The organism is Bradyrhizobium guangzhouense, assembly GCF_004114955.1.
Lineage (GTDB): Bacteria > Pseudomonadota > Alphaproteobacteria > Rhizobiales > Xanthobacteraceae > Bradyrhizobium > Bradyrhizobium guangzhouense.
The window spans coordinates 287339-313701 of sequence record NZ_CP030053.1; the positions used below are offsets into that span (position 1 = coordinate 287339).

Below are 26363 nucleotides of genomic sequence, written 5' to 3' on the forward strand. Positions count from 1 at the left end.
TGCAAGTGATGAAGTCGTGTGGGTGTCAGGCCGCCGCGCGCATCACGCAGCAATTGCTGTTGGCCGGCCGCGGCAGCGTCGCGCAGGCTTGCTGAATGATGCGAAAACGCGTGCCGCCCGACACGTTCGGCTCGATCTTGAAGATGACCTGGCTCTCACGGAACGGCGGCTCCGAATCGCGCATCCGGTAGCGCACCTCTTCGCCGGGAATCGATGTTTCAGGCTCGGCGCCGGCGAGGTCGCAATCCGGCAGCCAGCGCTCGCGCAATTCCGGAATCGTGACCGCGCGCCAGACTTTTGCAGGCGGTGCATCGAATTCATATTCGAGCACCAGCTGTTCATCGGAGGGACCAGGCTTCGCTGCGTCGCTCATTGATCCATCTCCTTCAAGAGATCGGCGAGTGCGTCCATGCGCTTCGGCCAATAGGCGCGGTAGCGCGCAAGCCAGGCCCCGATGGCGACGATTCCTTCGGGATCGACTTCGTAGTTCACGAAGCGGCCCTGCCGCTGCTCGCGCACGAGCCCTGCCGCGCGCAGCACCGAAAGATGCTGCGACATCGCCGGCTGGCTGATCTCCAATCCGTCGCGCAAGGCGCTGGCATTCAGGCTGCCGCCGGCGAGCTTCTCAAAGACCTTGCGGCGGGTCGGGTCGGCCAGCGCCTTGAAGATGTCGGCTTCGATCATGTCAACACATAAGCATTTACTTATGTGTTGCGCAAGCTCTTATTGCAGGGCTTCGCCGTGCTGGGTGATGTCGAGGCCTTCGAGTTCCTGCTCGCGCGAGACGCGCAGTGGTATGAACGCCCCGACCAATTTGAGCAGGATGAAGCTGATCCCGGCCGACCAGACGAAGGTGACGGCGACGCCGTAGAGCTGGATCAGCAATTGCTGCGGATGGCCCTCGAGCAGGCCGGCGGTGCCGCCGATTGCGCTGGTCGCAAACACGCCCGCGAGCAGCGTACCGGTCAGCCCGCCGATGCCGTGCACGCCGAACACGTCGAGCGAGTCGTCATAATTGAATCGGTGCTTCAGCCAGGTGCAGGCCCAGTAGCAGATTGCGCCGGCGGCGATACCGATGACGATGCCGTGCCATGGTGCGACGAAGCCCGAGGCCGGCGTGATGGTGCCGAGGCCAGCCACCGCGCCCGAGATCATGCCGAGCACGGAGGGCTTGCGCCGCGCATACCATTCGATCGCGCCCCAGGTCAGCGCGCCGGAGCAGGCTGCGAGATGCGTCGCGATGATCGCCATCACCGCGCGCGAATTGGCTGCGCCCGCCGAGCCGCCGTTGAAGCCGAACCAGCCGACCCACAACAGGCCCGTGCCCATCACTGCGAGCGACAGATCGAACGGCGAGAGATTCTCGGTGCCGTAGCCGTGACGCCGTCCCATCACCTTTGCGGCGACCAGACCGCCGGTGCCGGCCGACAGATGCACGACGAGGCCGCCGGCGAAATCCAGCACGCCCATGCTGTTGAGGAAGCCGCCGCCCCAGATCCAGTGCGCCAGCGGAATGTAGACGAAGATGAACCAGGCGACCGAGAACAGGAGATAGGCGGAGAACCGCATCCGGTCCGCGACCGAGCCCGCGACCAGCGCCACGGTGATGATCGCAAACGTCATCTGGTACAGCATGAACAGCGCTTCGGGGATGGTCTTCGCCGCCGGGTTGATGCTGTCCATGGTCATGCCGGCGAGGAACCAGCGGTCGAGCGAACCGAGCCACGGGCCGTCGCCGACGAAGCACAGCGAATAGCCGAACGCGACCCAGAGAATGGAGATCAGCGTCACCGCGGCAAGGCTCTGCGCCATGGTCGCGAGCACGTTCTTCTTGCGAACCATGCCGGAATAGAACAGCGCCAGGCCCGGGATCGTCATCATCAGCACCAGCGCGGTGGCGACGATCATCCAGGCGGTGTCGGCCGTGTTGATCTCGCTCGTTGCGGCCCGCGCCGGCGCAGCCATGGCCAACGCAAATCCTGATCCCGCAGCCATAGCGGCTACGCGGCGCAACAATCCCGCCATGTCATTTCCCCCGGCATCGTGATGGCGTCGCACGCTATGGCGTCGTTGCCCGGTGCGATCGAAGATGAAGAACTGGAGCTAGAGCGCGTCGCTGTCGGTTTCGCCGGTGCGGATGCGCAGCGCGTGATCGATCGGCGTGACGAAGATCTTGCCGTCGCCGATCTGCCCGGTGCGGGCGGTCGCGGTGATTACGCTGACGGCCTTGTCGGCGACGTCGGAAGCCACCGCGATCTCGATCCGCAGCTTGGGCAGGAAGTTCACGACATATTCCGCACCGCGATAGATCTCGGTGTGACCCTTCTGGCGGCCGTAACCCTTCACCTCGGTCACGGTCATGCCGTGGACACCGATCGCCGTGAGGGCCTGACGGACTTCATCGAGCTTGAAGGGTTTGATGATCGCGACGACGAGTTTCATGATTAGGCCTGTTCCCCGGGGATGCGCCCGCCGTGTGTCCCCGGCGATGCGTCAATCTGGCATCTTTCCGGGCAAATGGCACAAAAAACTTGCATATTGAAGCGGAAAAACGCTTGGCCAGGGGCGGTCATGTGAACGGCCGCCTCTGTACAGGGCATCCGTTCATCCCTCACAATCCACTTTTGGCATGGATGCGGTGAACCCGCGACGGCCGAACGGTACATAAGTATTTTGGGGGGACGCGTCATGGCGAGTTGGTTTTATGCATCCGAGGGCAAGCAGCAGGGGCCCTATCCGGACGGGCAATTCCGCGATCTGATCGCACAGGGCGTCGTGCGCCCGGACACGTTGGTGTGGTCCGAGGGCATGGCCGGCTGGCAGAAGGCCGCCGAAATTCCAGGATTGATCTCGGGCGGCGGCACACCGCCGATCATTCCGGGCGGGGGCCCGCCGATGACGGCGGGTGGCGCCTATGCCGGCGCCGGCAGCGCGGCCGGCGGATCGCTATCGGTCGATTTCGGGATCGTCGACTTCACCTGGCGCACGCTGGTGATGCTGATCCTCTCGTGCCTCGTCATCCCGGTGCCGTGGGTGTTCGTCTGGTACACGAAATGGATCGTGTCCTGCATCAAGGTCCCCGGCCGGCCAAACCTGTCCTTCACCGGCAATGCGATGACGATGGTGCCCTGGTTCTTCGGCTTCATCGTTCTGGCTGTCGTCGTCGGCTATTCCGGCGTCCAGGTGCTGAACCTTGCGCTCTTTCTCGTCGAGATCGTCCTGTACTGGATGCTGCTCAAGTGGATTGTCGCCAACCTCGCCTCCAACGGGCAGCCGCTGGGCCTCAGCTTCAACGGATCGATCGTCGGCTATATCGGCTGGAACCTGCTGTTCGCGGTCTCCATGATCACCATCATCGGATGGGCTTGGGTCGCTGCCGCCCAGCTGCGCTGGATCTACCGCAATATCGAGGGCACGCGCCGCGAGATCATCTTCAAAGGCACCGGGCTCGGAATCCTCTGGCGCGGAATCGTGGCGGCGTTCCTGTCCGGCTTCCTGATCCCGATCCCGTGGGTCTATCGCTGGATCATGAACTGGTTCGCCTCGCAGACCGAGCTCGCGCCGCGCGGCTCGCGCTGAACGATCAGCTCCTCCGCTCGCGCACGGAACCTTCCTGCGCGACGGAGGCGATCAGCGTGCCGTCGGGCTTGAAGATCGAGCCGCGGGTCAGGCCGCGGCCCGATTGCGCGCTCGGCGAATCCTGCGCGTAGAGCAGCCATTCGTCGGCGCGGAACGGGCGGTGAAACCACATTGCGTGGTCGAGGCTTGCCGGCATCATGCGCTTGTCGAACAGCGTGCGGCCATAGCGCGCCATGATCGCATCCAGCAGCGAGAAATCCGAGGCATAGGCCAGCGCACACATGTGCAGCGCCGGATCATCGGGCAGCTTCGCCGCCGTCTTGATCCAGACGTGGATGCGGCCGTCCTCGATCTTCTGGCCGAAATAACGGCCGAGCTCGACCGGGCGCAGCTCGATCGGGCGATCGGATTCGTAATAGCGGCGGATGAACTCCGGCATCTCGCGGAACATCGGCTGCTTCGCCACCTCCTCCGCCGTGAGCTTCTCGGGCGGCGGCACGTCAGGCATCTTGTCCTGGTGGTCGAATGCGCTCTCTTCCTCGGCATGGAACGACACCATGATCGAGAATATCGCATTGCCATGCTGGATGGCGGTGACGCGGCGTGTCGAATAGCTCTTGCCGTCGCGCAGGCGCTCGACCTGGTAGATGATCGGGATCTGCGGATCGCCCGGCAGGATGAAATAGCAATGCAGCGAATGCGGCAGCCGCCCCTCGACGGTGCGGCACGCCGCCACCATCGCCTGGCCGATCACCTGTCCGCCGAACACCCGCTGCCAGCTCGTCTTCGGGCTGTTGCCGCGGAACAAATTCACCTCGAGCTGCTCGAGATCGAGGATCGAAATCAGGTCGATCAGGCTTTTGGACATGACAGCAACTCTCTCAGTCGTCATTCCGGGATGCGCCGGAACAGCGCAGGCCCGGAATCCATAATCCCGGCTCGTGTCGCGACTTTGCCGCGCCCCGGAATGGCACAGGCGGGCGTCGTTCCGCCCTTGTTTCACCGCACTGTTTCGCCCACCTCAAGTCTGCTAGCAAGACCCAGAGTTAGACGGGAATTTTGGTATGTCGGTACAGGGTCACATTGTCATCGGTGGCGGCGCGTTTGCGGGCTTGGCGCTCGCGTTGGCGCTACGGCAGGGGCTCGGGCCCGAGATTCCCGTCATCGTCGCCGACCCCGCTCTCGCCACGCGGCCGAGCCGCGATCCGCGTGCGACCGCGATCGTGGCGGCCTGCCGCCGCCTGTTCGAGGCGCTCGGCGCCTGGGACGATGTGAGAGCTGAAGCGCAGCCGATTCTCGACATGGTCGTCACGGATTCGAAGCTGGAGGACGCCACGCGTCCGACGTTCCTGAATTTCGCCGGCGATGTCGCGCCCGGCGAGCCCTTCGCGCATATGGTCGAGAACCGCCGCCTGATCGACGCGCTGGTCGTCCGTGCCGAAGCTGCCGGCATCGATCTTCGCGCAACCACCGTGTCGTCCTACGATGCGCGCAGCGAGGGCATCGACGTCACGCTCGGCGACGGCAGCGTGATTGCGGCGAGCTTGCTCGTCGCAGCCGACGGTGCGAAGTCCAAACTTCGCGAGCGCGCGGACATCGCCACCCATGGCTGGGAATACGATCAATCCGGCATCGTCGTCACCGTCGGCCACGAGCGGGATCATGAAGGCCGCGCCGAAGAGCACTTTTTGCCCGCGGGTCCGTTTGCCATTCTACCGCTCACCGGCAAGCGCTCCTCGCTGGTCTGGACCGAGCGCCGCACTGAGGCCGCCCGCATCATCGCGCTCAGCGACGAGGAATTCCACGCCGAGCTCGAGCGACGTTTTGGTCTGCATCTCGGCGAGGTGAAGGCGCTCGACAAGCCGCGCGCGTTTCCGCTGTCCTATTTCGTGGCGCGTTCCTTCGTCGCCGAGCGCCTCGCGCTGGTCGGCGATTCCGCGCACGTCATTCATCCGATCGCGGGGCAAGGCCTCAACATGGGGCTGAAGGATGTCGCCGCCTTGGCCGAGGTCGTGGTCGATGCCGCGCGGCTCGGCATGGATCTCGGCGGCGCCGACGTGCTCGATCGCTATCAGCGCTGGCGTCGCTTCGATACCATGGCCATGGGCGTTGCCACCAACTCGCTGAACTTCCTGTTCTCGAATCAGTCGACGCTCTTGCGCACCGTCCGCGACATCGGCCTCGGCATCGTCGATCGCACCCCGCCGCTGAAGAATCTCTTCATCCGCCAGGCGGCGGGTCTGACCGGAGAGATCCCGAAGCTGTTGAAGGGTGAGGCGTTGTAGTTTTCGCCCTCGACGGGGCCTAACTCTCCGCTGTCGTCCCGGCGAAGGCCGGGACCCATACGCCGCAGCAGTCGTTTTGCGAAGACTCGGAGTGACAAGCTCGCCCCAAACCACTCAGTGTGATTATGGGTCTCGGATCTGCGCTTCGCTTGTCCGGGACGACACCGAGCGTATGGCGCGATCATCGCACATCGGCAGCCACCCTCAGTCGATCTTCCTCGCTTCTTCCGGCAGCATGATCGGGATGCCGTCGCGGATCGGATAAGCGAGTTTTGCAGAGCGCGAGATCAGCTCCTGCCTGCCTGCGTCGAATTCCAGCGGGCCCTTGGTCAGCGGGCAGACCAGGATCTCCAGCAGTTTCGGATCGACGCTGTTTTCGGGGCGTTCGGTGGACGCGTTCATGGGGGTCTCCGGCATTCCCTTGCCTCTAACATAGAAATTCGCGGTCGCCCATCAACTCAGCCCGAGACCATCTTCCGGATCTCGTCCAGCAGACCCTGCAGCCGTGCGGCCGGTACCGGCACCGCCGACAGCGCGAAGCCGAGAAACGTCCAGTACAGGATCTGCGCCCGCGCCTGCGCCGTCGCAGCGTCGAGCCCCCGCTTCTCCAGCAACGCCCCGATATAGTCGAGCCTGCGGCGGTCGATGGCGCGGACGGCCGCCTGCGCCGCCGCGTCGAATGCGGCCCAGTTGCGCACCGCGCGCTCGAGATCAAGCCGGGCGCCGAAGGTCCGGCGCAACAGCGCTTTCAGCTGTTCGTCGCTGTCGGCCTCGACGCGTGCGATGATCTCCTCGGCCGCGATCTCGCGCCAGCGTTTCAGCACGGCCGCGTGGAACGCGCCGAGATCGGCAAAATGCCAGTAGAAGCTGCCACGCGAGACGCCCATGGCCCTTGCCAATGGATCGGCCTTCAGCGCGGTAAAGCCGCTTTTGCTGAGCGCCTTGATGCCCTGGCTGATCCAGTCGTCCGCGGTGAGCTGTTCGGTCATGTCCGGTCCCGATATCGGACCATACACTAGTGTATTGACAGGCCGCAGGCCAGCCTCTATCTCACCATACACAGATGTATGGACGAAGATCCAGGGAGCCTTGTCGATGCGTGATCTCCTGCTGCAGTGCGCCGGCATCCTCGCGATTCTGGTCGCCCTGATCCACGGCCTGCTCGGCGAGACCAAGGTCTTTCCCCGCGCCACCATCGAGCCGCCGCGGCTCCGCACCCTGATCCGGCTGGTCTGGCAGGCCTCGACCGTCGCCTGGATCGGCTGCGGGGTGCTCCTGATTGCAACGCCCTGGATGGATTCGGCGTCGGCGCGCCGCTGGATCGTGCTGACCATGATCGGGGTGTTCGGCTTCTCCGCCTGCGCCAACGCATGGGCGACGCGTGGTCGCCACTTCGGCTGGATGGCGCTCACGGCAGTCGTGGTCATGGCGGTGGCCGGCTATTGATCGTCGCAACGACAGGCCACGCATAAGCGGAGTGACGTTATGGAAGATTGTGTTCAGTTGACCATCGTAGACGGCGTGGCCCATGTCCGTCTCAATCGGCCTGACAAGATGAATGCCCTCGACCCCGCCATGTTCGAGGCACTCATCGCCGCCGGCACAAAACTCGGTGCGCGCAGGGATGTCCGCGCCGTCATTCTCTCCGGAGAAGGACGGGCGTTCTGCGCCGGCCTCGATCTGGATCGCCTTCTTGCGACGACGCGAGGCGAATCGCTGATCCCGTCCGTCGACCTCATGCAGCGAAGCCACGACATGGCGAACTATGCGCAGCACCTGGTCTGGCTGTGGCGCGAGCTGCCGGTGCCCGTCATTGCCGCGGTCCATGGCGTCGCCTTCGGTGGTGGCTTCCAGCTCGCGCTCGGTGCGGACCTTCGCTATCTGGCGCCGGCGACGAAGCTTGGCGTCATCGAGGCCAAATGGGGCTTGGTGCCCGACATGGCCGGCACGTTGTTGATGCGCCACCTTGCGCGCGAGGATGTCGTGCGCGAGCTGACCTATACCGGCCGCGTGTTCTCGGCCAGCGAAGCGCTGGCCTACGGCTTCGCGACGGGAGTGGCCGACGATCCACTGGCGGCGGCGCAGTCGATCGCCCACCAGATCGCCAGCCGCAGCCCGGATGCCGTTCGCGCTGCCAAGCGTCTGCTCAATCTCGCCGCGACCTCCGACGTCGCCACGGGTCTTGCCGCCGAGACCGCCGAGCAGGCCGCACTGCTTGGCACCCCCAATCATATCGAGGCCGTGAGCAGCAATCTGGAGAACCGCGCACCGCGATGGAGCCGGGCATGACGCTGACACTCGTTACCGGAGGCACCGGTCATCTCGGTCGCGACATCGTCGATCGTCTCGTCGGCGACGGCCATCACGTCCGGCTGCTTGCGAGGTCTCCAGGCGCGCGCCCGGATGTCGAATGGGCCGTTGGCGATCTTGCCACAGGCGTAGGCCTGAGCGACGCCTTGCAGGATGTCGACACGGTCATCAACGCCGCGACGTATTCGCCGATCGCGCGGCGCGGCGGCGTTCGGCCAGTCGATTTCTTCAGGTCGCCTTCGGCGGTGGATGTCGAGGGAACGGAGCGCTTGCTGTCGCTCTGCCAGCGGCAATCCATCCGGCACTTTCTGCACGTGTCGATCGTCGGTCTCGATGATGCGACATTGCCCTATGCTCGCGTCAAGCTCGCCGGGGAAAGGCTGGTTCGTGCCTCCGCACTGTCCTGGTCCGTCGTTCGCGCAATGCCGTTCTATTATCTGCTCGACAAGATGATTACGAGCTTCGCCTGGCTTCCGCTGTGGCCGATGCCGACGACGTCCTTCAATCCCGTCGATACCAGCGATGTCGCCGATCACATCGTGGCCTGCGCCTTCGACGGGATATTCGGCGAGCGCACCGAGATTGGAGGTCCCCAAGACATTAGCATCGCCGAGCTTGGCGGCCAGTATCGGGATGCGCGAGGGCTGCACCGAAAAATCCTTCCGGTGCCGATGTCCGAGGCAAAAGCGCGCGGCATGGGCTTTGTCATCAGCCGAGGCGCACGTGGACGCCTTACGTGGGCGGACTGGCTGCAACACCGATATTCCGTCACACACCAAGCGGCTTAGGGCTCGCTCGCCGCTGAATCCGGCCGTGAGGCTTAAGGCCGCAGCACGCTGCCAAACCCGTGTTGCACGCGGAGCGCGCTGATGTTTTGGCCACCGCTAGAATATCTCTAACGGCGCGCCGACATGCGGCGCAATTGACTTCACCTTCGTCTTCGCTTCCTTCCATCGCGCGTCGCGCAAGCGCTGCGCATACGACAGAAGAGGGAGATACATCAGTGAGTGTCATTCGTGTTCTTGCCATCGCGCTGATCGTCGGGACCGGCATCGGATCGACGGCGATGGCCGACGGCTTCAGGGACTGCACCAAGCTCGACAAGCCGTCGTGGAAGCCGGCGAGCGATGCCGAAGCCAAGGCGAAAGCCGCGGGTTATGAGGTGCGTCGCTCCAAGATCGAAGGCTCCTGCTATGAAGTCTATGGCGTCAAGGGCGGCAAGCTGTTCGAGCTGTTCTACAGCCCCGAAGATCTCAGCCTGAAACACACGATCGCCAAGTAAGGCCTAAGTTAAGGGTTGTGCCGGCTTGAACGACAAAGCGGTATCAGACGCGCGCGGGGTGTCCGACAGACGTCTCGCTCATCGGACCATCTCAGTCTGGGATCTTCCGCTGCGCCTCTGGCACTGGACCCTCGCGGCGTGCGTCCTGGCCGCGTGGTTCACGCCGACTGTCTACGACAGTCTTCACCGCATCGTCGGTTATACCGTCATTGCGCTGCTCGTCTTTCGCCTGGCCTGGGGCTTTTGCGGCAGCCGCTATTCGCGCTTTCGCATGACCGGTGTCAGGCTGCGCGCTGCGCCCTCCTATCTCCGGAATCTGGGCCGCGGCATTACCGGCCGCTATATCGGACTCAATCCCGCGGGCACGTTGATGCTGGTGGCGCTGCTGCTGTTACTCGCCGTCTCGGCGATCACGGGCGCGCTGTCGGTGACGGTCGCCTTCTTCGGCGTCTGGTGGATCGAGGACACGCACGCCGTCGCGTCGGACGCGGTCATGATCCTGATCGTGCTCCACGTTGCAGGCGTGGTGCTGATGAGCTGGCTTCAGCGCGAGAACCTGCTCCGCTCCATGATCACCGGCCGCAAGCGGATCCGTGGTCGGTCGTAGCGCGCGAACACTCTCTCCTCGTCATGCCCGGGCTTGACGGAGTTTGTGGCTTGCCGCGGACGCCTCACTGCAACGGCGGGTCGCCGCTGGTGCGTTTCTTGGCGAGGTCCATCTCGGTCACCGCGATCAGGATCTCGGCACGGGTCTTCAGGTCGGGCGCTTCCAGCATCGCCTGCTTCTCTGCGGGGCCATAGGGCGACATCATCGCCAGCGCATTGACCAGGGCCTCGTTGGGTGCGCTCTCGACGCCCTCCCAGTCGACCTTGAGATTGTTGGCTTTCAGAAAATCCGCCAGCGCCACCAACAGCGCCTCGCGGTTGACTGCCTCCTCGCCGAGGCGCGCCTTGAAATCGTCGGCGAAGGCGAAGAAATCGACCTTGCACTGCCGGTAGGCGGTCAGGACGTCGAGCTCCTCGATCACCTTGAAGCGGGCAACGCCCGTCAGCTCGAGGATGTAGCGGCCGTCGCCGGATTCGGCGAGCTGGGTGATGCGGCCGACGCAGCCGACGCTGAACAGCGCCGGCTTGTCGGAATTTTTCGGCGAATGCGCCACGTCGGGCTGGATCATGCCGATCAGGCGGTGCCCGTCGCGGAAGCTGTCGTCGACCATCGCCAGATAACGCGGCTCGAAGATGTTGAGCGGCATCTGGCCGCGCGGCAGCAGCAGCGCGCCCGGCAGCGGAAACACCGGAATGATTTCCGGAAGGTCGGCGGGGCCGCGATATTCGATGTTGATCGGCATCTCAGTCCCCGCGTCGATTTTGCGACCTGCGCTTACGAAAACAGGATCGTCGACAAGCGCTTGCGTCCCTCGACGGTGGCCTCGTCCGCACCGCCCCAGGCCTCGAAGAACTGCACAAGCTGCTTGCGGGCGCCGTCGTCGTTCCACTTGCGATCGCGCTTGACGATCGCGAGCAGCTGCTCGGTGGCGGCGGCCCGGTCGCCCTTTGCGTTCAGCGCGGTGGCAAGGTCGAAGCGGGCCTGATGATCGAGCGGGTTTGCGGCGACTTTCTGTTCCAGTTCAGCGATCGGCCCGAGCTGCTCCGCCTGTTCGGCGAGATCGATCGCCGTCTGCACCGCCTTCACTAGGGGATCGTTGCGCTTGGATTCCGGCACCATGGCCAGCGTCTGCTTGGCCTGCTCCATCGCGCCCGAAATGGCATAGCATTTGGCAAGGCCTGCAAGCGCGGGGATATTGGTCGAATCATACTGCAGCACTTCGGCGTAGATCTGTGCGGCGGCCGCAGTGTCGCCCTCGGCGAGAACGGCCTCCGCCTCCTGCAGGATCTCGGCGATGTTGGGCTCGCCCGGCGCAGTGACGCCCTTGGTCAGCTTCTCGATGAAGGCGTTGACCTGGCTCTCAGGCACCGCGCCCATGAAGCCGTCCGCGGGCTGGCCGTTGACGAAGGCGATCACGGCTGGGATCGACTGGATGCCCATCTGGCCCGGGATCGCCGGATGCTGGTCGATGTTCATCTTGACCAGCTTGACCTTGCCCTTGGCCGCCTTGACCGCCTTTTCCAGCACGGGGGTGAGCTGCTTGCAGGGGCCGCACCATTCCGCCCAGAAGTCGATCAGCACCGGCTGGCGCTTCGATTCCTCGATGACGTCCTTCACGAAGGTCTGGGTGGTGGTGTCCTTGATCAGATCGGCCGCAGCCGGGCCCGCTCCGTTACCCTGGTCGATGATCGTCACGGGATCCCCTCGTCAGATGTCTGGAATGGCGGCTCTTTAGCACGTCGCCATCGCATATGCTTCGTTTCAGGCCCTAAAATTGGGCCGGGGCGGCCGAATTTCAATCCATCGCAGCCGATTCGGCAGTTCCGGGCCAGTTTCGGTCGATTTGGCCGCTTCAGGGCTCATATTGGGGCTCGGAATGCGCATCTACGCTGCCGGTAGCTGTTGCATTCGCCTCGCGCTTTTGGCATACGACAGCCGTTGCCGGCGCGTCATGCGACCGACACAGGATGCGGGTGTAGCTCAGTGGTAGAGCACGACCTTGCCAAGGTCGGGGTCGAGGGTTCGAGCCCCTTCGCCCGCTCCAATTTTTCCCAGAGCATCCAGCCAAATCAGGTCGGGCCGTGGTTTCCCACGCCGCTGGCGGCTGGCTTGGGTCTCACATGACAATCTGGTCACTGGCAGTGCCGGCCACTATTGGGCTCGGGCTGTTCTCATTTGGCGTTTTTCGTGCGCTTTTGGCAGCCTCTAATCAAGAACGTCCCACCTGTTCCAACGCCTGATTCAGATGAATGCTTTTGTTGTCGGCTTCGGCCTTCCAGAAGACCCTGTTCGTTGGAAAAGGTGGAAGAGATTTTGAGGGCTTTTCAGAGGCTTACAGGCTCGTGGAGGCCGTTTGGAAGCCTGCAACTTAATGGATTTTCAGGCCTCGACGTACTATATTTGGCGGAGGAGAATCCATGTCCGCCCAACGTTCCGCGACCAAGCCCCATTACACCGCTGGCGTAATCCAGCGGCTGGCGACCGCCAACAACGTAGCGGTGGTCGTGACCTCGAACGATGTCTTTGCACAGCACGTGACACGGCTTTCCGGCGATGACGTGAATTTCGATCCCATCGAGAACACGATCGTCGCGCTTCAGCGCGCCGGGATTTTGGACCGCGTTCAGGCCGTGCGCCTTCAGGCCCGCTATCTACGCGAAAGCCGTCCGTGACGTTTGATCCGTTCGGGGATTTTGCGACGCGCGGCTATTTGCGCAACGTCGCAAAAGCCAAGGATCCCGCGATCGTTCATCGCCTCCTGCACAATTCTTTCCTGACCGGCATCGACGCGGCATTGGAACACCTCAAGGCGCGGCCTTCCTTAGGCTACACCGACGTCCTGCAAACGCACAAAACGCTTTTCGAAGGTGTGTTCCCGTGGGCTGGAGAGGATCGCCTCGCGAACGCATCCCATATCTTCGTGAAGAAGGATTCCGTGATCTTCGCCCACCCCAATGACATTCGCAAAGCGATCGACTACGCGCTGGAAAGGGGACAAGACAAGGCGTTCATGGTCGAGAAGCCCGGCGAGGTCATGGGTTATCTCGCTTACGGTCATCCGTTCCTCGACGGCAATGGCCGTACCATCATGCTGATCCATGCGGAGCTCGCGCGCCGCGCCGGCATCGGCATCGCCTGGGTCGCGACGGATAAGGACAAATACCTCGCTGCTTTGACGGAGGAGCTCGAAGAACCGGGCAAGGGCAAGCTGGATGCTTATCTGAAGCCGTTCATCCGCAAGGGCTCGGAGAAAAACACCGCCGATGCGATCAAGGCCGCGCCGGGGCTGGACGGCGGCAATGCGGACACGGTCGCGGGCGAGACGAACAATCCCACGCTCAAGGCGCAATACGAAGCTCAAGAGGTCAAGCGTAAGGGCGAGCAAGGTGCTGGGCAAAACGAATAACGATACTGAACGGACGGTGGTTCTGTTGTTGTCGGGTTCACTCGATCCCACATGACAATCCTGGTCACCGGCAGCGCCGGCCACCTCGGAGAGGCCATTCTCCGGACGCTCCGGCGCCGCGGGTCGCCGGCGCGCGGGCTAGATCTGAAGGCGTCGCCCTTCACCGATGCCGTTGGCTCGATCGTCGATCACACCTTCGTCCGGGCGCAGATGGACGGCGTCACCGCCGTGATCCACACGGCGACGCTGCACAAGCCGCATGTGGCGACCCATTCCAAGCAGGCGTTTGTCGACACCAACGTCACCGGGACACTCAATCTGCTCGAGGCGGCCCTGGCGGCCGGCGTGAAGAGTTTTGTCTTCACCAGCACCACCAGCGCGTTCGGCGCGCAGCTCCGGCCCGAGGCCGGGCAGGCGGCGGTGTGGGTGACCGAAGAGCTGGCGTCGGTGCCGAAGAACATCTACGGCGCGACAAAGCTGATGGCGGAAAATCTGTGCGAGCTGTTCTTTCGCGAGAGGGGCCTGCCGGTCGTCATCTTGCGGACCTCGCGGTTTTTTCCGGAGGACGACGATGATGCCGCAACGCGCTCGGCCTATTCGTTGGACAACGCGCAGGCCAACGAGCTGCTCTATCGACGGCTGGATATAGCCGACGCGGTGAGCGCCCATCTGCTCGCCGTCGCGCGCGCGGGCGAGATCGGTTTCGGCCGCTACATCGTCTCCGCGACCAGTCCGTTCGCGCAGCATCACCTCGCGGCGCTCGCCCGTGACGCCACCGCTGTCGTGTGCGAGCTCTATCCGGATTGCGCACAGCTCTATGCTACGCGTGGCTGGCGGCTCTTCCCCGAGATCGACCGCGTCTATGTCAACGAGCGCGCGCGGCGCGAGCTCGGATGGCACCCGGAATTCGATTTCGATGATGTGCTGCGCAGCCTGCGTGCAGGCCTCGATTTTCGCAGCGCCCTGGCGCGCGAGGTGGGATCGAAGGGCTATCACGATGCGCAATTTGATGACGGGCCGTATCCCGTCGCCACGTAACTCGACCGTTATTCCAGGCGGATCCGCACGCCGCCGGCTCCGTTCAGCAGACGTCGCAGATGATATCCGGCAAGATGATCGCCGGCATTGCTTGCCACCAGCGCTGCGAAAGCCGATACCGCATCCGCCTCCCGCGCTTCCAGCTTGGCATAGGCCTTAAGATAGCTGGCGGTGTTGTCGCTCTCGAAATCTGCCACCGACAAGGGTTCGAAACCCTGAATGGGTTCGCTCTTGCCGCGCAGCATCAATTGGCCGATCGGCCGTCCCTGGAAGCGGTCCGCACGGCTGGCGACATCGCCGCTGACGCAAATCCTGGTTCCCAATATCTTGTTCGCGGCCTCCAGTCTCGCGACCGTGTTCATGGTATCCCCGTGAGCGGTGTAATCGAAAAACCTCGCCCCTCCGAAATTGCCCACCAGCGCCGTGCCCGCGTGCACCCCTATGCGGGTCGAGCCGAAATCGACGCCCTTCTGCTTCCAGCGCAATCTGAAATTCTCGGCCCAATTGTCGAGGGCATGTGCGCATGAAAGGGCACGCGTTGCATAGTCAGTCTGGTCGGCCGGCGCATTGAACAGGACCTGGATCGCGTCGCCGACCACCTTCGCAACCGTACCGTCATAGTCGAAGACGATCTCGGTCATGCCGAACATGTATTCGTTCAGCATGTCGCCCAGAATCGAGGGCGACATCTTCTCGACGAGTGAGAGAAAGCCGGTGATATCGGTAAAAAGGACGGCAATCTCCCGCGAGTGTACGTCCATGCCGTCGCCTTCCGAACCCGAGGCAAGCCGCGCCGCAAGTTGCGGCGAGAAATAACGTGACAGAGAAGCGTGGGCGCGTTCGGCTTCCATCTGGCGCCTGCGAATGTCGCGCATCATGTTGACGTGACGCACCGTCCTCTTGAGCGTCAGCTCCAGATCTTCGAGGTCGATCGGCTTGGTCACGAAGTCGAACGCTCCCCGGTTCATTGCGCTGCGGATGTTCTCCATGTCTCCATAGGCCGAGACGATGATCGTGGACTTCATGTCGTCCGCCTGTTGTAGCTTCTGCAACGTGGACAAGCCGTCGAGACGAGGCATGTTCAGGTCGAGCAGCACGACCTCGATTTGCGGGTTCCCCTGGACGGACTGCAGCGCTTCCAGCCCGTCATGGGCGAACATGAAGCTGATTTGTCCTTCGCCAATCTGCCGCTCGAAATGCTGGAGGATGACCTCCTTCAGGTCGGGCTCATCATCGACAACAAGAACCGTTGCGGTCATGGGCGTTTCCCAAGTTACTCGAACTTTCCGCGGGGCAAGCGCACGATGAACTCACAGAAGTCGCCCGGCGCCGTTTCGACGTTGATGGTGCCGCCATGCTGCTTCACCACCACATCGTGAGAGATGGACAGACCGAGGCCCGTGCCTTCACCGGCGGGTTTGGTCGTGAAAAAGGGATCGAATATCTTGTCCCTGATCAGCGGGGAAATGCCCTCGCCGTTGTCGCGGATGCGCACCTCGACAGCATCACCCAGATTGACGGTCTTGACCGTCAGTATCGGCTCGAATTCGGGTTTCGAACTGTCGGTCCGACGATGCGTCGCTGCGTAAAAGCCGTTTGCGATCAGGTTGAGAAAGACGCGGGAAATCTCTTGCGGGTAGAGTTCGACTTTCCCGGCTTGGCCGTCGAGTTCCCTCACCACTTTCACACTGAAGCCGGGCTGTTGAGCCCGCGCACCGTGAAACGCCAGATTGAGAGTTTCGTCCAAAAGGCAGTTTATCTCGACGGAGCGATGGTCGCCCGATCCGGAGCGCGAGTGCAGAAGCATGTTGTTGACGATGCTGTCTGCACGTTTGCCGTGCTGATTGATCTTGGCCAGATTTTTCTGAATGACCGTCGTGAGGCGGTTGATATCGCCCGCGGCTTTCGAAGTCGACGGGACCTCATCGAGCAGGGCCGCCAGCTCTGCGATCCGGTCGATCGACAAGCGGGCGAAATTGTTGACGAAGTTCAGGGGATTCTTGATTTCATGCGCGATGCCGGCGGTCAGTTGACCAAGGGATGCCAGCTTTTCGGCCTGGATCAGTCGATCTTGCGTGGCGCGCAGCTCTTCGAACGACTGGGACAGTTCCTGCGCCAGCTTCTTGTACTTCTCTTCGCTCCGGCGCAGGGCCTGTTCGGCGAGCACCTGGTCCGTGACGTCGGCGTGGGCGCCGACCAGGCGGATGGCCTTCCCGTTTTCGTCGCGCTCGATCTCTGTCTTTGCCAGGATCCATCGCGTCTCGCCGTCACAGGGCCGAATGATCCTGTACTGTATTGAGTAGCCTGCGACGTTGCCGTTGACGGCATTGAGAAACGTCCCTTCGGCGCGGCGTCGATCCTCCGGGTGGATGCGCTTCACCCAATCATCGTGTGTTTCGGTCGCGGCCTCCGGCGGGAGGCCGTGGATCGCCAAATATTCGGGCGAGCGACGATTCCGGAAGCCGGCGGTGAGATTGACTTCCAGGCCACCGATCTTTCCGATCTGCTGAACGCGGGCCAATTCGGCTTCGCGCGCCAGCAGTGCAAGGGTCGCCCGATATTCCTGGGTCTCGTCGCGGCAGATCACCAGCACCCCCTGGACAACGCCTCTCTCCTCTATCGGGCTAAAGCTGTAGGTCCAGTATTGCTGCTGTGATCCGGCCACGTCCGTCGGCATCAATTGATGCTCTCGCCAAACTCCCCCTCGGCCGCTCATGACATGTTCGACATCGGGACCAATGACTGCCCAGAGGTCTCGCCAATAGGATCGCCCGGATGTTCCGAGCGCCGGCTTCTTGAGCACGCCTGCCGCGATCTCGGAGAATGCGTCATTGTAGAACTGAACGAGGTCCGGTCCCCACCAGACCAGCATTGGATGATTTGTATTGAGCAGGACTCTTACAAAGATCCGGAGAGGTTCCGGCCAGCACTCGGGAGCGCCGAGCCGGGTCTTGGACCAATCGAACTTACGCATGGCCGCGCCCATGTCCCCGCCATGGGAGAGACACGATTCCAGCAAGTCTCCTGAATCCGACATTCTAATCGTCCAGGCAGAGAGCGAATTGAACCCCGCAATTCCAGTCGGTCGGGCACAACGAAAAGCAGTGCGCTGGCGTCAAGCTACTAAAACGCGAGTTTATTGAAAACTCTGAAAGTCAACGGATCCGTCGGATCGCTGATGGCGCGGTAGCCCGGTCCGGCCTCGTGCTCGCGTCGGCCGCCTAGATGCTAGCAGGGATCATCGGCCTCATGTGTGAACGGCTTCACTGCCAGGCGGCCGCATCCGGCTCGATGACTTGCGGCGTCGGCCCGCTCTCGACACGCCGAATCGGTCGGGGAACGCACCTGGAAGGCCGACGGTCCGGCGCACCGTTCGTCTCGGCCGTTCTACTGTGCATGGGGTTGTTTTCGCGCTTTTGTCCCGATGGGCTTCCTTCGCTGCTCGCAAATGAGGCGGCGCATCCCGATTCCGCGTTGCAGCGAGAACAATGTCGTCGCCGGCTGCCACGATGTGAGAACATCCGTCTCAATTTTGATTGAGCGCAACTGCCGCGCACGCGACGTGCTTCTCACCGCCCGTAGATGTGCTAACCTTTTTATGTCTGCCTCTCTGGCAGACTCCGAACTTCGCCTACTCACACAGCAAAACAAAGAATGTGCAGCCCCGACGGCTGCCTTAGGGGAGTGACGCGATGAAATCGATCATCCATCGATCCGTGTTGGCGCTTGCAGCGGTTGCCCTTCTTGCCGGGACCAGCGCTGTCAGTGCACAACAACAGCAGGACAAGAACCGGGCGCTCAAGAAGTACGAATCCGGCACCAAGGAATTCTGGACCCATCCGCCGGATGACTGGTTCCTCGGCGACGAGACCGAGGCGCAGAAGGGCCTTGCGCCGCCATCGGGTCCGCCGACCGGCGCCTCCGATGCCGAGCTCGCCAACATCATCAAGAAGGTGAAGCTGCCGGCGGGCTTCAAGATGGAGGTCTACGCCTCCGGCGTGCTGGCCGCGCGGCAGATGGCCTGGGGTGACAAGGGCACGCTGTTCGTCGGTTCGTTCGGCCTCGGCAACGTCTATGCCATCAAGGACAACAACGGAAAGAAGGAGGTCAAGACCATCCTCAAGGGGCTGAACATGCCCACGGGTCTCACCGTCAAGGATGGCGCGCTCTACGTCATCGCGGTCGACAAGCTGATCCGCTACGACGACATCGAAAACAAGCTCGACAATCCCGGCGAGGGCAAGGTCGTCTATGACGACATGCCGTCCTACGCCGCGCATGGCTGGAAGTATATCGCTGTCGACAAGGACGGCTGGTTCTACATTCCGTTCGGACCGCCCTTCAACATCGGCATTCCCCCGACCAGCGTCTCGCAGATCCGCCGCGTCGATCCCAAGACCGGCAACGCGGAAATTTACGCGCTCGGTGTTCGCAACTCGGTCGGCGGCGACGTCGATCCGCGCACCGGCAAGTACTGGTTCACCGAGAATGCCCGAGACTGGGTCAGCGATGATCTGCCCTCGGACAAGCTCAACATGATCAGCAAGCTTGGCGAGCATTTCGGCTATCCCTACTGCCACCAGGGCGATCTTCCGGATCCGAAGTTCGCCATGGGCCACAAATGCTCCGAGTTCACGCCGCCGGTGCTGAACCTCGGCGCTCACGTCGCTCCGCTCGGCATGAAGTTCTATACCGGCGACCAGTTTCCCGCCGAATACAAGAACAACATCCTGATCGCCGAGCACGGCTCCTGGAATCGTCACAAGTACCAGGGCGCCCGCATCATGCGCGTGATCGTCGGGCCCGACGGCAAGAACCCTAAGCAGGAGGTGTTCGCCTCCGGCTGGATCGAGGGTGACCAGGGCTATCTCGGCCGTCCCGATGACATCGTTCTCGCCAAGGACGGCTCGATCCTCGTCGCCGACGACTGGGCCGGCGCGATCTACCGCATCAGCTACAGCAAGAAGTAGCCGGCATGACAGAGGAGGCTGCGGGCCCGCGAGGCGCCGCAGCCTCTTTCATTTGCAAGCCTCACTGTCGTTCCGGATTGCGCGCCAGCGCAAGTCCGGAACCCATGACCCCGACCAGTGGTTATGGAGTCCAAGCTCGTGCTCCGCACGCCCTGGAATGACAAGTTTGTCAGATTGGAATTCCCGTCATGCGCCGGCTGTTCATATCGCACGCAATCAGCGCGGCTGCGCTTCTCGCGCTCGGCGTTTTCTCCGCAAGCGCCGCCGACAATGCGGCGGTCCAGGAGAAAGCGGCCGTTTGCTCCGGCTGCCACGGCGAGAATGGCATCTCGCAGACCGAGAACATCCCCTCGTTGGCGGGCCAGCCCGATCAATTCCTGCAATGGCAGCTCGTGTTCTTCCGCGCCGGCTCGCGCAAGAACGAGCAGATGCAGCCGATCGCCGAAGAGATCACCAATGAGGACGTGCGCAGTCTCGGCGCCTATTTCGCGGCGATGACGCCGCCGAAGCCCGCCGAGGACGGGGATCCCGACCTGTCGAAGAAAGGCGCGCAGGTTGCGTCCGGCCGCCGTTGCGCCTCGTGTCACACGGACAGCTTTGCCGGCACCAAGGCCGTCGCGCGGCTCGCGGGCCAGCGCGAGGAATATCTGGTCAAAGCGCTGCACGATTACAAAGCGGGCCAGCGCGTCGGCGGCGGCGTCGCCGCGATGGCCGACGTCGCCTATCGCATGAGCGATGAGGAAATCACGGCGGTGGCGCACTATCTGGCGTATTTCAAATAGCGCAGAGGTGTTGCGCAGACCCCGCCGTCGTCCCTGACAAGCGTCAGCGCAGATTCGAGACCCATACGCCGCAGCATGAGTTTGGCGAAGACTGGGAGTTAGCAGTCTCGCGCAATGATTCAATCTTGTGGTCATGGATCCCGGGCTCGCGCTACGCGCGCCCCGGGATGATGGAAGAGTATGTGCTACCCCGCCCGCTGCTTCTCATACGCCTTCAGATGCGTGTACGCGATACGCAGCTTCGGCACCGGCACCTTGGCCGCGTCAGCGCGGGCGATGAGGTCGCCGATCACGTGATCGGCCTCGACAGGCAAACCCGCGTTGACGTCGCGGAACATCGAGGCCGTCATCGGCGAGCCCTCCGTGGTGAGGTTGCCCTTCACGCGCTCGAAGAACGGACCGCCCGGCGGGTAGCCCGACGCCGTTGCGATCGCGCTGGTCTCGTCTAGCATGCCGAGCAGGAAATCCCGGCCGCCGGGCGCGGCGAGGATGTTGCCGACAGAGGTGCGCATCAGGCTGGTGGAGGCCGCGAGTGAAGACAGGAACACCCACTTCTCCCACATGTCCTGCATGATATTCTGGCTGGCCGTGGCACCCTTGATGCCGCTCCTGAAGGCCTCGTCGATCGTCTTGACGCGATCCGACATCGTGCCGTCGCGCTCGCCGTAATTGATCGACTGCATTGGCTGCAGCTGCACCACTTCGCGCTTCTCGTTCAAGGTCGCGGCAATGGCGCAGAGGCCGCCGAGCACGCGCTCCTTGCCGAAGACGGCATCGAGCGTGTCGAGATGCTTCATGCCGTTGAGCATCGGGATGATCGCGGTGTTGGAGCCTACCGCGGGCGCAAACGACTTGATGGCATCGTCGAGGTCGAACGCCTTGCAGCTGAGCAAGACGACGTCGAACTTGTCCTTGATCGCGTCGGCTTGAACAGTCGGCGGATTTTTCAGCGTCACATCGCCATTCGGGCTCTTGATGACGAGGCCTGCGCTCGCAAGCTCGCCGGCGCGCCTGGCGCGGACCAGGAATGTGACGTCGCGGCCGGCCTGCAACAGCCTGCCACCAAAATAGCCGCCGATGGCGCCAGCGCCGACCACGAGGATGCGCATGGGAAAGTCCTTATTGTTGTTTCTTCCGTCGTCCCGGAGCATGCCAGAACGACCTTAAACAGACCACCCGCTTTCTGGGGATGCTGGATCACTTCCCAAGCACCATCTCCTCGACCTCGCGGAGCTGCTCCTTGCCGAAGAACATCTCGTTGCCGACGAAGAAGGTCGGCGAGCCGAACGCACCGCGCGCGACTGCTTCCTCGGTGTTCTTGATCAGCTTGCCCTTCACCTCCGCCTCCTGGGCACGGGCGAACAGTTTTTGGGCATCGAGACCCGAAGACGCGAGCGCCTTCACTGCTACTTCAGGATCGTCCATCTTCTTCGGCTCGCGCCACATGTGATGGAAGGCCGCGTCCACGTATTTCTCGAACACGCCCTCGAGCTGCGCCGCGATCGCGGCGCGCATCAGGTTCAGCGTGTTGACAGGGAAGTTGGGATTGAAGACGTAAGGCTGAACCTTGAAACGCTTGAGGAAGCGCTCGGTCTCGACCTGCTGGAATTCGCGCTTGTTCTTGACGCCGGCGAGCGTCTCCGCCGGCGATTTGTTGTTGGTCGACTTGAAGATGCCACCGAGCAGAATCGGCACATACTCGAACTTGACGCCGATACGCTGCTCGATCGCGGGAATCGCCAGATGACTGAGGAAGGCGTTCGGGCTGCCGAAATCGAACAGGAATTGCGGGGCTGTACGGGTCAAATGCGTTCTCCCTGACGTCACTTTTCACCCATTGTGGCGCAGGGCGCGCCACAGGTCCACCTTTTAATGATGGTCATAATATCTTGAGGATCAGACCAGGCGCTGGATCGCCTGCTTGCGCCACACCAGGAGGTAATAGCCCATCTGCAGGAGGAACATGGCGCAGAACACGATCGGATAGGCGGCCCACACGCCTTGGAGGCCGATCGCGCGGCTGAGGATCACCGCCGACGGCAGCTCGATTACGACAATGGCAAAGATCGACAGCAGCATCGGCGTCAGCGCCACACCCGCCGCGCGCATCGCACCGGAGAACGTGGTCGCAAGGCCGAACGGCACCGAGCTCCACAAGGCGACGAAGAGCAGTGCCTTCGCCAGGTCGAGCACGGCGCCGTCGGTGATGAAAATGCCGAGCACGGCGCGCGGCATCATATAGATCAGCGCCACCAGGCCGCCGGTCAGGACGAGGTTGAACGCAAGACCGGTACGCACGATGCCGTCGAGCCGGGCCCGGTCGCCGCCGCCGACGGCCTGCGCGCCGAGGATCGAGACCGCGATCGAAATCGACATCGCCGTGAACTGCGTGTAGCCCATGACCTGATTGACGGCACCATACGCAGCCGTCGCATCGGATCCAAAGCCGTTGACGAGGCCGAGCAATACCAGCTCGGCGATCGCCATCACGACCATACCGATCGCACTGGGCAATCCAATGCCCAGAATCTGTCCGATCACGGCGCGGTTGAGCCTGATATGGCGCAGCAGAGCGATATCAGGCGCGAGCGCGTGCTTCTTCCGCAGCAGATAGGCGCCGAGCACGAGCAGCGTCACGGCATTGCAGATCGCAGCCGCCCAGGCCGGGCTGGTGATGCCGAGCGCCGGCAGGCCGAAGGCGCCGTGGATCAGCATCGGTGTCAGGATCAGGCCGATCGTCGTTGACAACGACAGCGCCAGCAGCGGTGTCACGGCATCACCGACGCCGCGGATCATTGCCGTCATCAGCAGGAAGGTGAAGCCGAGCGGCATCGTCAGCAGCATGACGCGGGCGTAGGCACTGGCAGGAGCGAGAATGTCCGCGGGCGTTGCGAGCGCGATCATCAATTGCCGGCTGAACAGGCCACCGATCAATCCCACCGATATTGCGAGCAGCAGGCCGACCGCGAGCGTCGTGCCTGCGACAATCTTGATCCTGTCGTGCTTGCCAGCGCCGAAGGCCTGGCCGATCAGCACGGTGGCGCCCGTGCTCAGGCCCATGACGAAGGCGAACAGGAAGAAGAACACCGGAAAGAATGTCGAGACCGCTGCGAGCGCGTCGACGCCCATCATCTGGCCGAGATAGACGTTGCTGACGGTGCCGAACAGCGATTGCAGCGCGTTGCCCAGCATCAGCGGCGCGAGGAAGCGCAGGAAGTTTTTCCAGGGAGGCTTTGGGGCGGACATGAGGTTGCCTTTCATCAGGGCGAGCAAAGCTGTTGCCGCGTGAGGCGCGGCTCGGCCGTTGATGGGTGGTTGGAGAGCGGCGCGCGGCTTACGCGCGGTCGCTGTAGGCGAGCTTGACGATGTGGTCGCGAATGTCGGCCGGCCAGTCGGCAATCAGTGCGGTGAAGCGCCGCCGGTCATCTGCGAACAGTGCGCGCGAGGCTTCCTCGAACTGAGCGAGGTTGCCGGCCATGGTCGACATGAAATGATAGGCCGCATCGCGCGCCTGCCGTTCGCGGTCCTTGTCGCCGCTCGCGCGCCTGGCCTCTTCGACGAGTTTTCGCAACGCGACCGATGCGCCGCCGGGCTGCGCATTGAGCCATTCCCAATGCCGCGGCAACAGCGTCACCTCGCGTGCGACGACGCCGAGCTTCGGCCGGCCGCGCCCGCGCGGCTCGGCCGGCGGCTCGGTTTCCTCGACCGGCGGCGGGATCTGCTTCGCCAGACGCGCCAGCACCTCGCGATCCCCGCCACGCAGATCGAAGTCGATCGATCGGCCCGTAGCGTCCGAGAAGATGATGATGGTCTCGTTCGGCCGCGGCGCGACCCGTTTGACGACCAGCGCGACCTCTCCAGCCGGCCCGGACACCAGGCGGCGCTGCCCCTGGAAGGCGGTGAAAATCGTCTGCATTGAAATCATTGCCATATTGACCACGTTGGCGATTTTAATATCCGGGTAAATAGCTGCCGTCAATATACCCGGGTGAAAATATCCGGCCGGCCGGCTCGACATTGTGTTCCCGGGCTGGCAGGTACTCGGCCGACCGACCACGCCCGCCTTTAAGGATTTCGCGATGCTGACCGTCCATCACCTCAACAATTCGCGTTCGCAGCGGGTGCTGTGGCTGCTCGAGGAGTTGGGCGTGCCCTACGAGATCGTGCGCTATCAGCGTCAGCCGGATATGCGCGCGCCGAAGGAGCTGCGTGCGATCCATCCGCTCGGCAAGTCGCCCGTCATCACAGATAACGGCAACACCATCGCCGAGTCAGGTGCGATCATCGAATATCTCGTCGCGACTTACGGTAATGGCCGGTTGATCCCGCCGCCAAACACACCGGAGCGGCTGCGCTTTACCTATTGGCTGCATTACGCGGAAGGCTCTGCGATGTCGCCGCTGCTGCTCAAACTGCTGTTCACGCTGATGCCGAAGCGCGCACCCGCGCTGCTGCGTCCGCTGGTGCGCAAGGTCTCGAACCAGGCGCTCACCGCGCTGGTCAATCCGCAGCTCAAGCAACACATGGATTATTGGGAGGGCGAACTCGCAAAGAGCGAATGGTTCGCCGGCAGCGAGTTCACCGCGGCAGATATCCAGATGAGCTTCCCGCTGGAAGCCGCGCAAGCGCGCGGCGGGCTGGAGCAGGGCCATCCCAAGGCGATGGCTTTCCTCGAGCGCATTCATGCGCGGCCGGCCTATGCGCGCGCTCTGGAAAAGGGCGGGCCGTATCAAGTGGGGCGGTAAGCTTCCTCACCGCCCCGCGTCGATCACCTGTCAGTTCGCGTGCAGCACGCGCCCGCGTGTCTCCGGCAGTGCGAACGCCGCGATGAAGAACAGCGCGTAAGCCACCACCGCGAAGATCGCGATCGCATTGGCCAGTGACGTCGACGCGGACAGCGCGCCGACCAGGAACGGAAACAGCGCGCCGATGCCACGGCCGAAATTGTAGCAGAAGCCCTGGCCGGAGCCGCGTAGACGCGTCGGATAAAGCTCGGTCAGGAACGCGCCGACCCCGGAGAAATAGCCCGACGCGAAGAAGCCGAGCGGGAAACCGAGCACCCACAGGATCTCGTTGGTGAGCGGCAGCTGCGTATAGAGCAGCACCACGGCCATCGCGCCGATCGAGAAGATCAGGAACAGGTTGCGCCGTCCGATCCGGTCGGCAAGCCAGGCGCCGGTGAGATAGCCGATGAACGAGCCGATGATCAGCGTCGAGAGATAGCCGGTCGAGCCGACGATCGACAGATGCCGCTCCTTGGTCAGGAACTGCGGCACCCAGAAGGTGATGGCGTAATAGCCACCCTGGCAGCCGGTCGCCATCAGCGATGCCAGCACCGTGGTCTTTGCGATCGGAAAGGTGAAGATCTCCCATAGCTTCGGATGACTGCCCGTTTCCGCGTGCTTGGCGCGCGCGGCGGCGGCGATCTCCGGCTCGGTGACGGAGCGGCGGATGTAGAACACCAGCAGCGCCGGCAGCGCGCCGACCACGAACATCCAGCGCCACGCCGTCTCCGCCGGCATCACCGAAAACAGGATCGCCTGCGACAGCACGGCAAGGCCCCAGCCAACGGCCCAGCCCGATTGCACCGAGCCGACCGCGCGTCCGCGATATTGCGGCCGGATCGCCTCCCCCATCAGTACGGCGCCCGCGGCCCATTCGCCGCCGAAGCCGAGACCGAGCACGGCACGTGCGATCAACAGCTGCTCGAAATTCTGCACGACCGCGCAGACCAGCGAGAAGAACGAGAACCAGATGATGGTGATCTGGAGCGTCCTGACCCGGCCGATGTGGTCGGACAGGTAGCCACCGAGCCAGCCGCCGATGGCGGACGCCAGCAGCGTCACCGTGCCGGCTAGACCTGCAGAGGCCGCATCGACCTTCCAGAGCACGATGATGGTGCCGATCACCAGCGGGTAGATCATGAAGTCCATGCCGTCGAGTGCCCAGCCGGACGCGCAGGCCCAGAAGGTTCGGCGCTCGGCGACGTTCATGTCGCGATAGAAAGCAAGAAGGCTGGTGTCCTCGATCTCGGCGCGCTCGATGCGCTGGAGCGGATCGGCTGTCGTCATGTGCGTTTCCCCGGCAAATTCTTTTGGCTGGCC

29 protein-coding genes and 1 tRNA gene are annotated in these 26363 nt (G+C 63.1%); 14 read left to right on the forward strand and 16 right to left on the reverse strand.

Annotation, left to right across the window (positions count from 1 at the left end; all coding sequences use genetic code 11):
- Positions 1 to 25: 25 nt before the first annotated feature.
- From XH91_RS01395 to XH91_RS01410, 4 genes are all read right to left on the reverse strand, one after another.
- Complete coding sequence (locus XH91_RS01395; protein ID WP_128948930.1) at positions 26 to 373, reverse strand: SRPBCC family protein; 348 nt, start codon at positions 371 to 373, stop codon at positions 26 to 28.
- Complete coding sequence (locus XH91_RS01400) at positions 370 to 684, reverse strand: ArsR/SmtB family transcription factor (RefSeq protein ID WP_057752481.1); 315 nt, start codon at positions 682 to 684, stop codon at positions 370 to 372. The genes XH91_RS01395 and XH91_RS01400 overlap by 4 nt, the downstream gene beginning before the upstream one ends.
- A 39-nt stretch (positions 685 to 723) precedes the next feature.
- A complete protein-coding gene (locus XH91_RS01405; protein ID WP_128948931.1) occupies positions 724 to 2025 on the reverse strand; it encodes an ammonium transporter in 1302 nt (433 codons plus the stop codon).
- A 78-nt stretch (positions 2026 to 2103) separates the two neighbouring features.
- The gene (locus tag XH91_RS01410; protein ID WP_028176997.1) at positions 2104 to 2442 is read right to left on the reverse strand and encodes a P-II family nitrogen regulator; all 339 of its coding nucleotides are present in this window, start codon (positions 2440 to 2442) and stop codon (positions 2104 to 2106) included.
- 246 nt (positions 2443 to 2688) lie between these two features.
- On the opposite strand from XH91_RS01410, the gene XH91_RS01415 reads away from it, so the two are divergent.
- Positions 2689 to 3579 (forward strand): DUF4339 domain-containing protein, encoded by an 891-nt coding sequence (locus XH91_RS01415; protein WP_128948932.1) that lies wholly within the window; start codon positions 2689 to 2691, stop codon positions 3577 to 3579.
- Positions 3580 to 3583: 4 nt separating this feature from the next.
- On the opposite strand, the gene tesB is transcribed toward XH91_RS01415, so the two are convergent.
- A complete protein-coding gene (gene tesB, locus XH91_RS01420) occupies positions 3584 to 4447 on the reverse strand; it encodes an acyl-CoA thioesterase II (protein ID WP_128948933.1) in 864 nt (287 codons plus the stop codon).
- 196 nt (positions 4448 to 4643) lie between these two features.
- On the opposite strand from tesB, the gene XH91_RS01425 reads away from it, so the two are divergent.
- A complete protein-coding gene (locus XH91_RS01425; protein ID WP_128948934.1) occupies positions 4644 to 5864 on the forward strand; it encodes a ubiquinone biosynthesis hydroxylase in 1221 nt (406 codons plus the stop codon).
- Between the two features lie 204 nt (positions 5865 to 6068).
- Here XH91_RS01425 and XH91_RS01430 read toward each other — a convergent pair whose 3' ends face one another.
- Together XH91_RS01430 and XH91_RS01435 are read right to left on the reverse strand one after the other, a co-directional pair.
- The gene (locus tag XH91_RS01430) at positions 6069 to 6266 is read right to left on the reverse strand and encodes a Trm112 family protein (RefSeq protein ID WP_128948935.1); all 198 of its coding nucleotides are present in this window, start codon (positions 6264 to 6266) and stop codon (positions 6069 to 6071) included.
- Between the two features lie 56 nt (positions 6267 to 6322).
- Positions 6323 to 6853 (reverse strand): TetR/AcrR family transcriptional regulator, encoded by a 531-nt coding sequence (locus XH91_RS01435; protein WP_128948936.1) that lies wholly within the window; start codon positions 6851 to 6853, stop codon positions 6323 to 6325.
- Positions 6854 to 6959: 106 nt separating this feature from the next.
- Here XH91_RS01435 and XH91_RS01440 point away from each other — a divergent pair, with 106 nt between their 5' ends.
- The 5 genes from XH91_RS01440 to XH91_RS01460 all read left to right on the forward strand — a co-directional run bounded on the left by XH91_RS01440 (position 6960) and on the right by XH91_RS01460 (position 10063).
- Positions 6960 to 7310, forward strand: a complete 351-nt coding sequence (locus tag XH91_RS01440) for a hypothetical protein (RefSeq protein WP_128948937.1) — start codon at positions 6960 to 6962, stop codon at positions 7308 to 7310.
- 39 nt (positions 7311 to 7349) lie between these two features.
- Positions 7350 to 8153, forward strand: a complete 804-nt coding sequence (locus XH91_RS01445; RefSeq protein ID WP_128948938.1) for a crotonase/enoyl-CoA hydratase family protein — start codon at positions 7350 to 7352, stop codon at positions 8151 to 8153.
- Complete coding sequence (locus XH91_RS01450; RefSeq protein WP_128948939.1) at positions 8150 to 8962, forward strand: SDR family oxidoreductase; 813 nt, start codon at positions 8150 to 8152, stop codon at positions 8960 to 8962. The genes XH91_RS01445 and XH91_RS01450 overlap by 4 nt, the downstream gene beginning before the upstream one ends.
- A 215-nt stretch (positions 8963 to 9177) precedes the next feature.
- Positions 9178 to 9456: a PepSY domain-containing protein gene (locus XH91_RS01455; protein ID WP_164933951.1), complete on the forward strand. Its 279-nt coding sequence runs from the start codon at positions 9178 to 9180 to the stop codon at positions 9454 to 9456.
- 25 nt (positions 9457 to 9481) lie between these two features.
- Positions 9482 to 10063 (forward strand): cytochrome b/b6 domain-containing protein, encoded by a 582-nt coding sequence (locus XH91_RS01460; RefSeq protein ID WP_128948940.1) that lies wholly within the window; start codon positions 9482 to 9484, stop codon positions 10061 to 10063.
- A gap of 64 nt (positions 10064 to 10127) precedes the next feature.
- Here the strand turns inward: XH91_RS01460 and XH91_RS01465 are convergent, their stop codons facing one another.
- Together XH91_RS01465 and trxA are read right to left on the reverse strand one after the other, a co-directional pair.
- Complete coding sequence (locus tag XH91_RS01465; RefSeq protein ID WP_128948941.1) at positions 10128 to 10805, reverse strand: LON peptidase substrate-binding domain-containing protein; 678 nt, start codon at positions 10803 to 10805, stop codon at positions 10128 to 10130.
- Positions 10806 to 10837: 32 nt separating this feature from the next.
- Entirely contained in the window at positions 10838 to 11758 is a 921-nt protein-coding gene (gene trxA / locus XH91_RS01470) for a thioredoxin (RefSeq protein ID WP_128948942.1), read from the reverse strand.
- A 274-nt stretch (positions 11759 to 12032) separates the two neighbouring features.
- On the opposite strand from trxA, the gene XH91_RS01475 reads away from it, so the two are divergent.
- The 4 genes from XH91_RS01475 (at position 12033) to XH91_RS01490 (ending at position 14507) form a co-directional block, all read left to right on the forward strand.
- A tRNA-Gly gene (locus XH91_RS01475) sits at positions 12033 to 12107 on the forward strand.
- A gap of 373 nt (positions 12108 to 12480) precedes the next feature.
- Positions 12481 to 12735 (forward strand): hypothetical protein, encoded by a 255-nt coding sequence (locus XH91_RS01480; protein WP_128948943.1) that lies wholly within the window; start codon positions 12481 to 12483, stop codon positions 12733 to 12735.
- Entirely contained in the window at positions 12732 to 13469 is a 738-nt protein-coding gene (locus XH91_RS01485) for a Fic/DOC family protein (RefSeq protein ID WP_128948944.1), read from the forward strand. The genes XH91_RS01480 and XH91_RS01485 overlap by 4 nt, the downstream gene beginning before the upstream one ends.
- Positions 13470 to 13520: 51 nt before the next feature.
- On the forward strand, positions 13521 to 14507 hold the full coding sequence (locus tag XH91_RS01490) for an NAD-dependent epimerase/dehydratase family protein (RefSeq protein WP_128948945.1): 987 nt from the start codon (positions 13521 to 13523) through the stop codon (positions 14505 to 14507).
- Between the two features lie 8 nt (positions 14508 to 14515).
- Here XH91_RS01490 and XH91_RS01495 read toward each other — a convergent pair whose 3' ends face one another.
- Together XH91_RS01495 and XH91_RS01500 are read right to left on the reverse strand one after the other, a co-directional pair.
- Entirely contained in the window at positions 14516 to 15766 is a 1251-nt protein-coding gene (locus XH91_RS01495) for an adenylate/guanylate cyclase domain-containing response regulator (protein ID WP_128948946.1), read from the reverse strand.
- Positions 15767 to 15780: 14 nt separating this feature from the next.
- Entirely contained in the window at positions 15781 to 17481 is a 1701-nt protein-coding gene (locus XH91_RS01500) for an ATP-binding protein (protein WP_245477263.1), read from the reverse strand.
- 718 nt (positions 17482 to 18199) lie between these two features.
- Here XH91_RS01500 and XH91_RS01505 point away from each other — a divergent pair.
- Together XH91_RS01505 and XH91_RS01510 are read left to right on the forward strand one after the other, a co-directional pair.
- The gene (locus XH91_RS01505; RefSeq protein ID WP_128948948.1) at positions 18200 to 19477 is read left to right on the forward strand and encodes a PQQ-dependent sugar dehydrogenase; all 1278 of its coding nucleotides are present in this window, start codon (positions 18200 to 18202) and stop codon (positions 19475 to 19477) included.
- A gap of 188 nt (positions 19478 to 19665) precedes the next feature.
- Positions 19666 to 20259 (forward strand): c-type cytochrome, encoded by a 594-nt coding sequence (locus XH91_RS01510; RefSeq protein WP_128948949.1) that lies wholly within the window; start codon positions 19666 to 19668, stop codon positions 20257 to 20259.
- Between the two features lie 185 nt (positions 20260 to 20444).
- Here XH91_RS01510 and panE read toward each other — a convergent pair whose 3' ends face one another.
- The 4 genes from panE to XH91_RS01530 all read right to left on the reverse strand — a co-directional run bounded on the left by panE (position 20445) and on the right by XH91_RS01530 (position 24190).
- Positions 20445 to 21368, reverse strand: a complete 924-nt coding sequence (panE, locus tag XH91_RS01515; protein WP_128948950.1) for a 2-dehydropantoate 2-reductase — start codon at positions 21366 to 21368, stop codon at positions 20445 to 20447.
- An 88-nt stretch (positions 21369 to 21456) separates the two neighbouring features.
- Entirely contained in the window at positions 21457 to 22065 is a 609-nt protein-coding gene (locus XH91_RS01520; RefSeq protein WP_164933952.1) for a 2-hydroxychromene-2-carboxylate isomerase, read from the reverse strand.
- 90 nt (positions 22066 to 22155) lie between these two features.
- A complete protein-coding gene (locus XH91_RS01525) occupies positions 22156 to 23505 on the reverse strand; it encodes an MATE family efflux transporter (RefSeq protein WP_206733524.1) in 1350 nt (449 codons plus the stop codon).
- 88 nt (positions 23506 to 23593) lie between these two features.
- Positions 23594 to 24190: a DUF2239 family protein gene (locus XH91_RS01530; RefSeq protein WP_128948953.1), complete on the reverse strand. Its 597-nt coding sequence runs from the start codon at positions 24188 to 24190 to the stop codon at positions 23594 to 23596.
- A gap of 148 nt (positions 24191 to 24338) precedes the next feature.
- Between XH91_RS01530 and XH91_RS01535 the strand changes: the two genes are divergently transcribed.
- The gene (locus XH91_RS01535) at positions 24339 to 25004 is read left to right on the forward strand and encodes a glutathione S-transferase family protein (RefSeq protein WP_128948954.1); all 666 of its coding nucleotides are present in this window, start codon (positions 24339 to 24341) and stop codon (positions 25002 to 25004) included.
- 30 nt (positions 25005 to 25034) lie between these two features.
- Here the strand turns inward: XH91_RS01535 and XH91_RS01540 are convergent, their stop codons facing one another.
- The gene (locus XH91_RS01540) at positions 25035 to 26330 is read right to left on the reverse strand and encodes an MFS transporter (RefSeq protein WP_128948955.1); all 1296 of its coding nucleotides are present in this window, start codon (positions 26328 to 26330) and stop codon (positions 25035 to 25037) included.
- Between the last annotated feature and the right edge of the window lie 33 nt (positions 26331 to 26363).

Excerpts from the sequence above, each read along its gene's own strand:
- XH91_RS01540 (WP_128948955.1), bottom strand. The coding sequence starts at position 26,330 with ATGACGACAGCCGATCCGCTCCAGCGCATCGAGCGCGCCGAGATCGAG.
- XH91_RS01525 (WP_206733524.1), bottom strand. The coding sequence starts at position 23,505 with ATGTCCGCCCCAAAGCCTCCCTGGAAAAACTTCCTGCGCTTCCTCGCG.
- XH91_RS01435 (WP_128948936.1), bottom strand. The coding sequence starts at position 6,853 with ATGACCGAACAGCTCACCGCGGACGACTGGATCAGCCAGGGCATCAAG.
- XH91_RS01530 (WP_128948953.1), bottom strand. The coding sequence starts at position 24,190 with ATGGCAATGATTTCAATGCAGACGATTTTCACCGCCTTCCAGGGGCAG.
- XH91_RS01480 (WP_128948943.1), top strand. The coding sequence starts at position 12,481 with ATGTCCGCCCAACGTTCCGCGACCAAGCCCCATTACACCGCTGGCGTA.
- XH91_RS01415 (WP_128948932.1), top strand. The coding sequence starts at position 2,689 with ATGGCGAGTTGGTTTTATGCATCCGAGGGCAAGCAGCAGGGGCCCTAT.
- XH91_RS01500 (WP_245477263.1), bottom strand. The coding sequence starts at position 17,481 with ATGCGTAAGTTCGATTGGTCCAAGACCCGGCTCGGCGCTCCCGAGTGC.
- XH91_RS01465 (WP_128948941.1), bottom strand. The coding sequence starts at position 10,805 with ATGCCGATCAACATCGAATATCGCGGCCCCGCCGACCTTCCGGAAATC.
- panE (WP_128948950.1), bottom strand. The coding sequence starts at position 21,368 with ATGCGCATCCTCGTGGTCGGCGCTGGCGCCATCGGCGGCTATTTTGGT.
- XH91_RS01410 (WP_028176997.1), bottom strand. The coding sequence starts at position 2,442 with ATGAAACTCGTCGTCGCGATCATCAAACCCTTCAAGCTCGATGAAGTC.
- XH91_RS01405 (WP_128948931.1), bottom strand. The coding sequence starts at position 2,025 with ATGGCGGGATTGTTGCGCCGCGTAGCCGCTATGGCTGCGGGATCAGGA.
- XH91_RS01450 (WP_128948939.1), top strand. The coding sequence starts at position 8,150 with ATGACGCTGACACTCGTTACCGGAGGCACCGGTCATCTCGGTCGCGAC.
- XH91_RS01425 (WP_128948934.1), top strand. The coding sequence starts at position 4,644 with ATGTCGGTACAGGGTCACATTGTCATCGGTGGCGGCGCGTTTGCGGGC.
- XH91_RS01440 (WP_128948937.1), top strand. The coding sequence starts at position 6,960 with ATGCGTGATCTCCTGCTGCAGTGCGCCGGCATCCTCGCGATTCTGGTC.
- XH91_RS01505 (WP_128948948.1), top strand. The coding sequence starts at position 18,200 with ATGAAATCGATCATCCATCGATCCGTGTTGGCGCTTGCAGCGGTTGCC.
- XH91_RS01535 (WP_128948954.1), top strand. The coding sequence starts at position 24,339 with ATGCTGACCGTCCATCACCTCAACAATTCGCGTTCGCAGCGGGTGCTG.
- XH91_RS01400 (WP_057752481.1), bottom strand. The coding sequence starts at position 684 with ATGATCGAAGCCGACATCTTCAAGGCGCTGGCCGACCCGACCCGCCGC.
- tesB (WP_128948933.1), bottom strand. The coding sequence starts at position 4,447 with ATGTCCAAAAGCCTGATCGACCTGATTTCGATCCTCGATCTCGAGCAG.
- XH91_RS01445 (WP_128948938.1), top strand. The coding sequence starts at position 7,350 with ATGGAAGATTGTGTTCAGTTGACCATCGTAGACGGCGTGGCCCATGTC.
- XH91_RS01490 (WP_128948945.1), top strand. The coding sequence starts at position 13,521 with ATGACAATCCTGGTCACCGGCAGCGCCGGCCACCTCGGAGAGGCCATT.
- XH91_RS01395 (WP_128948930.1), bottom strand. The coding sequence starts at position 373 with ATGAGCGACGCAGCGAAGCCTGGTCCCTCCGATGAACAGCTGGTGCTC.
- XH91_RS01510 (WP_128948949.1), top strand. The coding sequence starts at position 19,666 with ATGCGCCGGCTGTTCATATCGCACGCAATCAGCGCGGCTGCGCTTCTC.
- XH91_RS01430 (WP_128948935.1), bottom strand. The coding sequence starts at position 6,266 with ATGAACGCGTCCACCGAACGCCCCGAAAACAGCGTCGATCCGAAACTG.
- XH91_RS01495 (WP_128948946.1), bottom strand. The coding sequence starts at position 15,766 with ATGACCGCAACGGTTCTTGTTGTCGATGATGAGCCCGACCTGAAGGAG.